The 6,478-nt window shown below is 62.3% G+C and carries 9 protein-coding genes; 6 read left to right on the forward strand and 3 right to left on the reverse strand.

Going from position 1 to position 6,478, the window contains the following annotated elements; translation table 11 throughout:
* Positions 1 to 67 precede the first annotated feature (67 nt).
* From AC0L15_RS22450 to AC0L15_RS22460, 3 genes are all read left to right on the forward strand, one after another.
* On the forward strand, positions 68 to 493 hold the full coding sequence (locus AC0L15_RS22450) for an EVE domain-containing protein (RefSeq protein ID WP_473497095.1): 426 nt from the start codon (positions 68 to 70) through the stop codon (positions 491 to 493).
* Positions 494 to 546: 53 nt separating this feature from the next.
* Entirely contained in the window at positions 547 to 1,146 is a 600-nt protein-coding gene (locus AC0L15_RS22455) for a class I SAM-dependent methyltransferase (RefSeq protein WP_198032686.1), read from the forward strand.
* A 133-nt stretch (positions 1,147 to 1,279) separates the two neighbouring features.
* The gene (locus tag AC0L15_RS22460) at positions 1,280 to 1,702 is read left to right on the forward strand and encodes a DUF1761 domain-containing protein (protein ID WP_287248286.1); all 423 of its coding nucleotides are present in this window, start codon (positions 1,280 to 1,282) and stop codon (positions 1,700 to 1,702) included.
* A 60-nt stretch (positions 1,703 to 1,762) separates the two neighbouring features.
* Here the strand turns inward: AC0L15_RS22460 and gcvA are convergent, their stop codons facing one another.
* Positions 1,763 to 2,698, reverse strand: a complete 936-nt coding sequence (gene gcvA, locus AC0L15_RS22465) for a transcriptional regulator GcvA (RefSeq protein WP_287058980.1) — start codon at positions 2,696 to 2,698, stop codon at positions 1,763 to 1,765.
* Positions 2,699 to 2,862: 164 nt separating this feature from the next.
* On the opposite strand from gcvA, the gene AC0L15_RS22470 reads away from it, so the two are divergent.
* The gene (locus tag AC0L15_RS22470; RefSeq protein WP_473497098.1) at positions 2,863 to 3,099 is read left to right on the forward strand and encodes a hypothetical protein; all 237 of its coding nucleotides are present in this window, start codon (positions 2,863 to 2,865) and stop codon (positions 3,097 to 3,099) included.
* 126 nt (positions 3,100 to 3,225) lie between these two features.
* Here AC0L15_RS22470 and AC0L15_RS22475 read toward each other — a convergent pair whose 3' ends face one another.
* Positions 3,226 to 3,822 (reverse strand): L,D-transpeptidase family protein, encoded by a 597-nt coding sequence (locus tag AC0L15_RS22475; RefSeq protein WP_027155920.1) that lies wholly within the window; start codon positions 3,820 to 3,822, stop codon positions 3,226 to 3,228.
* A gap of 84 nt (positions 3,823 to 3,906) precedes the next feature.
* Between AC0L15_RS22475 and AC0L15_RS22480 the strand changes: the two genes are divergently transcribed.
* Together AC0L15_RS22480 and AC0L15_RS22485 are read left to right on the forward strand one after the other, a co-directional pair.
* The gene (locus AC0L15_RS22480) at positions 3,907 to 4,590 is read left to right on the forward strand and encodes a response regulator transcription factor (RefSeq protein ID WP_027155919.1); all 684 of its coding nucleotides are present in this window, start codon (positions 3,907 to 3,909) and stop codon (positions 4,588 to 4,590) included.
* Positions 4,591 to 4,822: 232 nt separating this feature from the next.
* Positions 4,823 to 5,278: a cyclic nucleotide-binding domain-containing protein gene (locus AC0L15_RS22485; RefSeq protein WP_287067302.1), complete on the forward strand. Its 456-nt coding sequence runs from the start codon at positions 4,823 to 4,825 to the stop codon at positions 5,276 to 5,278.
* Positions 5,279 to 5,491: 213 nt separating this feature from the next.
* Here AC0L15_RS22485 and AC0L15_RS22490 read toward each other — a convergent pair whose 3' ends face one another.
* Positions 5,492 to 6,298 (reverse strand): exodeoxyribonuclease III, encoded by an 807-nt coding sequence (locus tag AC0L15_RS22490; RefSeq protein WP_287248283.1) that lies wholly within the window; start codon positions 6,296 to 6,298, stop codon positions 5,492 to 5,494.
* Positions 6,299 to 6,478: the final 180 nt, after the last annotated feature.

Raw genomic sequence — 6,478 nt, forward strand, 5'->3', positions numbered from 1 at the left:
AGCGTCCTTTGCGCGTCTGAAAGACGCGCGGCGCTGTAGCTGATCTCCAGCCGCGGAGGAGCAAAAAATGAACTACTGGCTGTTCAAATCCGAACCCTCGGTCTTCTCCTTCGAGGACCTCAAGGCGAAGGGCAAGGTCGGCACGCAATGGGACGGCGTGCGCAACTATGCGGCGCGCAACAACATGAAGGCGATGCAGATCGGCGATCTCGGCTTCTTCTACCATTCCAACGACGGGCTCGACGTGGTCGGCATCGTCGAGGTCTGCGCGCTGGCCCATCAGGACACCACTACTGACGATTCGCGCTGGGAATGTGTCGATATCCGCGCCGTCAAGGATGTGCCGAAGCCGGTGACGCTGGAGCAGGTCAAGGCCAACCCCAAGCTTGCCGAGATGGCGCTGGTCCGACTCGGACGGCTTTCCGTGCAGCCGGTGACGCCGGCCGAATGGAAAGAGGTCTGCCGCATGGGCGACCTGACGCCGGCGCCGTGACGGCGCTGACGCCAAACAGCGCGAGAAACTTCATCCTCGACAACACGGCGCTGATGGCACCGCCGCATGTGCCGGAGATGCTGCTGCATCTGGCCGACGAGGCGCATGATCTGTGGCAGCGGACAGAGGACGAACTGGCCGAAATCGGTCTGCCGCCGCCTTTCTGGGCCTTCGCCTGGGCCGGCGGCCAGGGCCTTGCCCGCTACATCCTCGACAATCCGTCTGATGTGCAGGGCAAGCGCGTGCTCGACTTTGCCTCCGGTTCCGGCCTTGTCGCCATTGCGGCAGTGAAGGCCGGCGCGGCAGAGGTGATCGCCGCCGACATCGACCCGTTCTGCGCGACCGCGATCCGCCTCAACGCCGAGGCGAATGGCGTCGGGATAATGTTTCTTGGCACCGACTGCATCGGAACCGATGCGGGCTGGGATGTGGTCCTGGCCGGTGACGTCTTCTACGACAAATCCTTCGCCGACCGGCTGAAGCCATGGTTCGCGACGCTCAAGGCGCGTGGCGCCGACATCCTCGTCGGCGATCCCGGCCGCTCCTATCTGCCGAAAGCTGGACTGGAGCCGCTCGCCGTCTACGAGGTGTCGGTAACCCGGGCGCTGGAGGACGCGCTGGTCAAACGCACCACCGTCTGGCGGTTTTCTTGACGGCATCGCCGAACAGGCGTTCCATCACGCTTCGATTTTGAGAATACGCATGCCGTTGTCCCAAAACCGCTGGGCACCCCGGCTCGGGCCCGGGGGGCACGCTTTTGAGCGACATGCTTCCGGGGAGGAAATCATGGATTTTTCAGCAGTGAACTGGCTGGCGGTGATCGTCGCCGCGGTGGTGGCGTGGTTGTTCGGCGCTGCCTGGTACATGGGCCTGAGCAAGCCGTGGCTAAAGGCCACTAGGCTTGATCCGGCGACCATGAGTAAATCGCCGCTGCCCTTCGTAATCAGCTTCGTCGCGGAAATTGTCATGGCGCTCGTCATGTCTCTGATCGTCGCAGCGATGACCGGTGGCGAACCGAGCCTCGTTGCCGGGCTCGTCTTCGGCTTCGTTCTCTGGTTCGGATTCGTCGCCACGACGCTATCCGTCAATCATCGCTACCAAGGGTTCGACTGGGATTTGACCATCAACGACTGCGGCCACTGGCTCGGCGTGCTGCTTATCATCGGCGCGGTGATCGGTTGGTTCGGCGCGGCGGATGTCACGGGCTGACGCTGCCGCCATGAAAATAGGTCGACGACTGCCGGCTGATCACTCAGGGCGACTTGAAGCTCATCCAAGCGTCGGCTCCGACTGCGGGTTGTGAACTTCGTTGAGGAGCCAATCCCTGAACGCCACGATCCTGGGGTCGTTGGCGGATGCGACGGGATAGACCAGGAAGTAGGCGAAGTCGGGCGGAACCTTGATGCCAAGTTCGAAGGGCCGGATCAGCCGGCCCTCGGAAAGGTCGTTTGCCACCATGGCAAAATCGGCGAGCGCAACGGCATTGCCGTCGAGCGCGGCCTGAACGGCGTCGGTCGAGGTGCCGAACACGATCGTCCGGCTGTCGTCGAAATCGTCGACGCCGGCCGCCGCCATCCACATCCGCCAATTTGGCCAGGTCACGCCCTGTCGCGCCCACTCGATATGGGCGAGCGTGTGATGGAAGAGATCGCGTGGCTCGCGCAGCGGCGGGCCGGAGGCCAGCAGGCTGGGGCTGCACACAGGGATGATGATGTTGTCGAACAGCCGGTGGGTGCAAAGTCCCGGATATTTTCCCGCGCCGAAACGGATGCCGACATCGACGTCGTCCAGGTCGAAATCGCGCAATTCAGAAGCAATGTCGAAGCGGAGCTCGATGCCCGGCCGCTGCTTGCGAAAATCGTCGACGCGTCGCATCAGCCATTTTGTCGCGAACTGGGCGTCGAGTGTCACTTTCAGCAACGCCGTTCCACGCGCCAGCTTGTGCGCCCGTGAGACGGCGCGGCCAAGCAGGTCGAGCGCGTCGGTCGAGGCCTCGAACAGCACCGCGCCCGCCTCGGTCAGCCGGATGGTGCGGCTGGTGCGCGTGAACAGCACGATGCCGAGCTGATCCTCGATTTCCTTGATCTGGTGGCTGACCGCGGCCGGGGTCAGGCCAAGTTCGTCCGCGGCGCGGGTGAAATTGAGGTGCCGGGCGGCTGCTTCCAGCGTCCTCAGGGCACGGGTTCCAGGCAGCAGGCGCGCCATCAGAATAGGACGAGGAGAGGTCTGTCGAGCATTTTCAATCCTCAAACAAAACTTGAAGATGCAGAGAAAACTACTCGTTTCTCGTTTTAATTTCAATCCGTCATGATGTGACCAACGAACAAACATCAAACCGGACTTGATGTCCGGAGAAGCCGGATTGCACCATGTCTCACATCGGCTTGAGTCCTGTAACCATCCGCCCGGCCTGGCTGCGCGCGGTGTCTGATTGGTTCCGCCATGCAAAAATGGCGGTCAACCTCCCGCCCGAGAACGTCGACGACCTTTCGGACCGGCAATTGCGCGACATCGGCGCCGAGCCCAAGGATGTCGCGCGCGCGATGGACCGGGAACTCGGCCGGTTGGGTCTGCTCGATATTGGCTGGCAGAGGCCGCGGACGTAGGGGAGTAGGGGAGTAGGGGAGTAGGGGAGTAGGGGAGTACGAAAACGAAGGAAGCGGCGCGTCCGCGCAATCCTACTGACACTTTCTTCCTGCCCTATTCCCCTATTCCCCTATTCCCCTATTCCCCTACCTCACCACCCTCATCACCGTGCGGTCCGACAGCAGCGGCAACAGCCGGGCCATCGTGCGTGCTGTCACCGCGACGCAGCCTTGCGTCGGTGTGAAGTCGGGGCGCGCCAAATGAAAGAAGATGGCGCTGCCGCGTCCGCGGCGACGCGGCGCAATGTTCCAGTCGAGCACCAGGCAGGCGTCATAAAGCCGGTCGGCGCGCAGCATCCGCTCGTGGCTGGCGCCATAGGGAATCTTGACCGGACGGTTGTAGTTGCGGTCCTCAGGCACTTCGCACCAGCCAAGATCGCGACCGATCGGCGCCATCGCCAGCCGGGTTTTGCGGCCGCCGGGAAAATGATCGTTACGGAAATATCCCGACAGTATCCGCATCGACCCAAGCGGCGTGGCGCCATCGCCTTCGCGCTTGCCGGCCGATATGCCGCCGCGCCCCAGCGCACAGGAAAACACCAGTTTGCCAGCCTGCAGAAGTCCCTGGCTGGGGTGGCCGGGCCTGGCGCGCACGGTGAGAACACGAAGCCCTTTTCGCAAAAATGCGCTCGCCTCATTGCACGCGCGTTTTTTCTTGTATGATCGTGCCACGGAACAAATCATTGTGATCGGCTGTTGTGCCGGTCAGCTTCCGCATAAACAGGCAGCGGTCAACTGAATTTTCTTTTCAAAACAACGGATTGATCCATGACTTCACGCACCATTCTGATCGTCGATGACGATGACGACCTGCGCGGCACGCTCGTCGAGCAATTGTCTCTCTATGAAGAATTCGACGTCCTGCAGGAATCAACCGCCGCCAAAGGCATCGCCACGGCCCGCGGCGGCATCATCGATCTGCTCATCATGGATGTCGGCCTCCCCGACATGGATGGCCGAGAGGCGGTGAAGATATTGCGCAAGGGCGGCTACAAGTCGCCTATCATCATGCTGACAGGACACGACACCGATTCCGACACGATTCTCGGCCTCGAAGCCGGCGCCAACGACTATGTGGTCAAGCCGTTCCGCTTCGCGGTTCTCCTGGCCCGCATCCGTGCCCAGCTTCGCCAGCATGAGCAGAGCGAAGACGCCACCTTTTCGGTCGGCCCCTACACGTTCAAGCCTAGCCAGAAGCTTCTGATCGACCAGCGCGGCGCCAAGGTGCGGCTGACCGAAAAGGAAGCCTCGATCATCAAGTATCTCTATCGCGCCGACCAGAAGGTGGTGACGCGCGACGTGCTGCTCGAGGAAGTGTGGGGCTACAATTCCGGCGTCACCACGCACACGCTGGAAACCCATGTCTATCGGCTGCGCCAGAAGATCGAGCGCGATCCTTCCAACGCAGAAATTCTTGTGACAGAAAGTGGTGGCTACAAGCTGGTTCCTTAAACATTTAATCATTCAATCAGCGGTTAGGGGAGGCGCCGCTTTTGGGGTACGATCCTGAGACTGGAGGTGGTTCTGGATCGAGCTCGCTGACGCAACGGCCCAAAAACCCGATTCGTTTTTTGGAAAGCCCGATGCGTCGATTTCAAAGCGTTTAGAGCGTCCTTTGCCGCGTCCAAAGGAACGCTCGGCGCTCCAATGGAGGATTGGACTGGCCGTTCGGGGACACAGCTAGATGGCGTTGGATGACGACATCCGCATCCTGTCCGCCGTGAGGCTCTTCGAGAGCTTCACGGCGGAACAGCTGCGTCTGCTCGCCTTTGGCGCGGAAACCACCAGGCTGCAGGCCGACCACAAGCTCTACCGCGAGGACGACGAGGCCGATTGCGCCTATATCGTGGTCAGCGGGCGCATCGTGCTGTATCGCGAGCAGGATGGCGCCCGCGTTCCGATAGGCACGGCCGGCCCCGGTACGATGCTGAGCGAACTGGCGCTGATCGCCGACACCAACCGGCTGACCAGCGCATCCGCCGAGATCGATTCGGAAGTGCTGCGGCTCAGCCGCAAGATGTTCCACCGCATCCTGGAGGAATACCCCGATATCGCGGTCCACCTGCACCAGCGCATCTCCGAGGATTTTCTGGCAATGATCCGCCGCATCGAGAAGCTGGCGCCGCGTTTCGACGACTGACACCGGATGCTTTTGCAACTCGCTCTCGCAACAGACCGTGAAAGCCAGTCGGATCAGGGGCGACAGGGGCTGAGGTGTGTCCAGATTCAGATCAGGCCGAGCCGAGAATGATGGGATCCGAGAACCGGAGCGGAGCGTACTTTTGAGTACGTGAGCACCGGAAGGGCAGGAGACCACCATTCGCAGGCCGGCCCCATCTGAATATCGATACACCTAATCCAGGTCGAACCGAGCGATCACCGGCACATGGTCCGACGGCCGTTGCCAGCCGCGCGCCGGCCGCAGGATCTCGTAGCCGGCAAAGCTCGGCACCAGGTTCGGCGACGACCAGACATGGTCGAGCCGCCGGCCGCGATCCGACGCTTGCCAATCCTGCGCGCGATAGCTCCACCAGGTGTAGAGCTTCTGCTCGTAAGGCACGTTGAGCCGCATCAGGTCGACCCAGTCGCCGGCGAGCCGCATCGCCTCGAAATTTTCCGTCTCGACCGGCGTATGGCTGACCACTTTCAGGAGCTGCTTGTGCGACCAGACATCGTGCTCGAGCGGCGCGATGTTGAGGTCACCGACCAGGATCGAGCCGGACACTTCGTCGTGCTCGGCGCGGACGGCGTTCATTTCGGCGACGAAATCCAGCTTGTGCTTGAACTTGCGGTTGATAACTGGGTCGGGCTCGTCGCCGCCGGCCGGAACATAGAAATTGTGCAGCAGGATCGCCTTGCCGCCGGCCCGCACGGTGACCGACAGATGTCGGCAGTCCTCGATCTCGCAGAAGCGGCGCTTTTCGACAATCGCGATCGGCCGGCGCGCCACCGTCGCCACGCCGTGATAGCCCTTCTGGCCGTGGAAGGCGATGTGCTGATAGCCGAGCTTGCGAAACGCCTTCTCGGGAAACAGTTCGTCCGGAACTTTGGTTTCCTGCAGGCAGAGCACGTCCGGTGCCTGTTCGACAAGCAGGCGTTCGACGAGCGGCATGCGCAGGCGGACGGAATTGATGTTCCAGGTCGCGATCGAAAAGGGCATGTTTGGGATTCCGGGACAGTGCAAGGTCCGCCAGATGGCTGCGACGGAAAGTCAATCCCGGAAACTACTGCCAGCCGCGCATCGCAAAAACAAGCCGGGGGGGGGGGGGGGGGGGGGGGCGGGGTGGGGGGGGGGGGGGGGGGGGGGGGGGGGGGGGGGGGGGGGGGGGGGGGGGGGGGG

The organism is Mesorhizobium sp. WSM4846 (assembly GCF_055811415.1).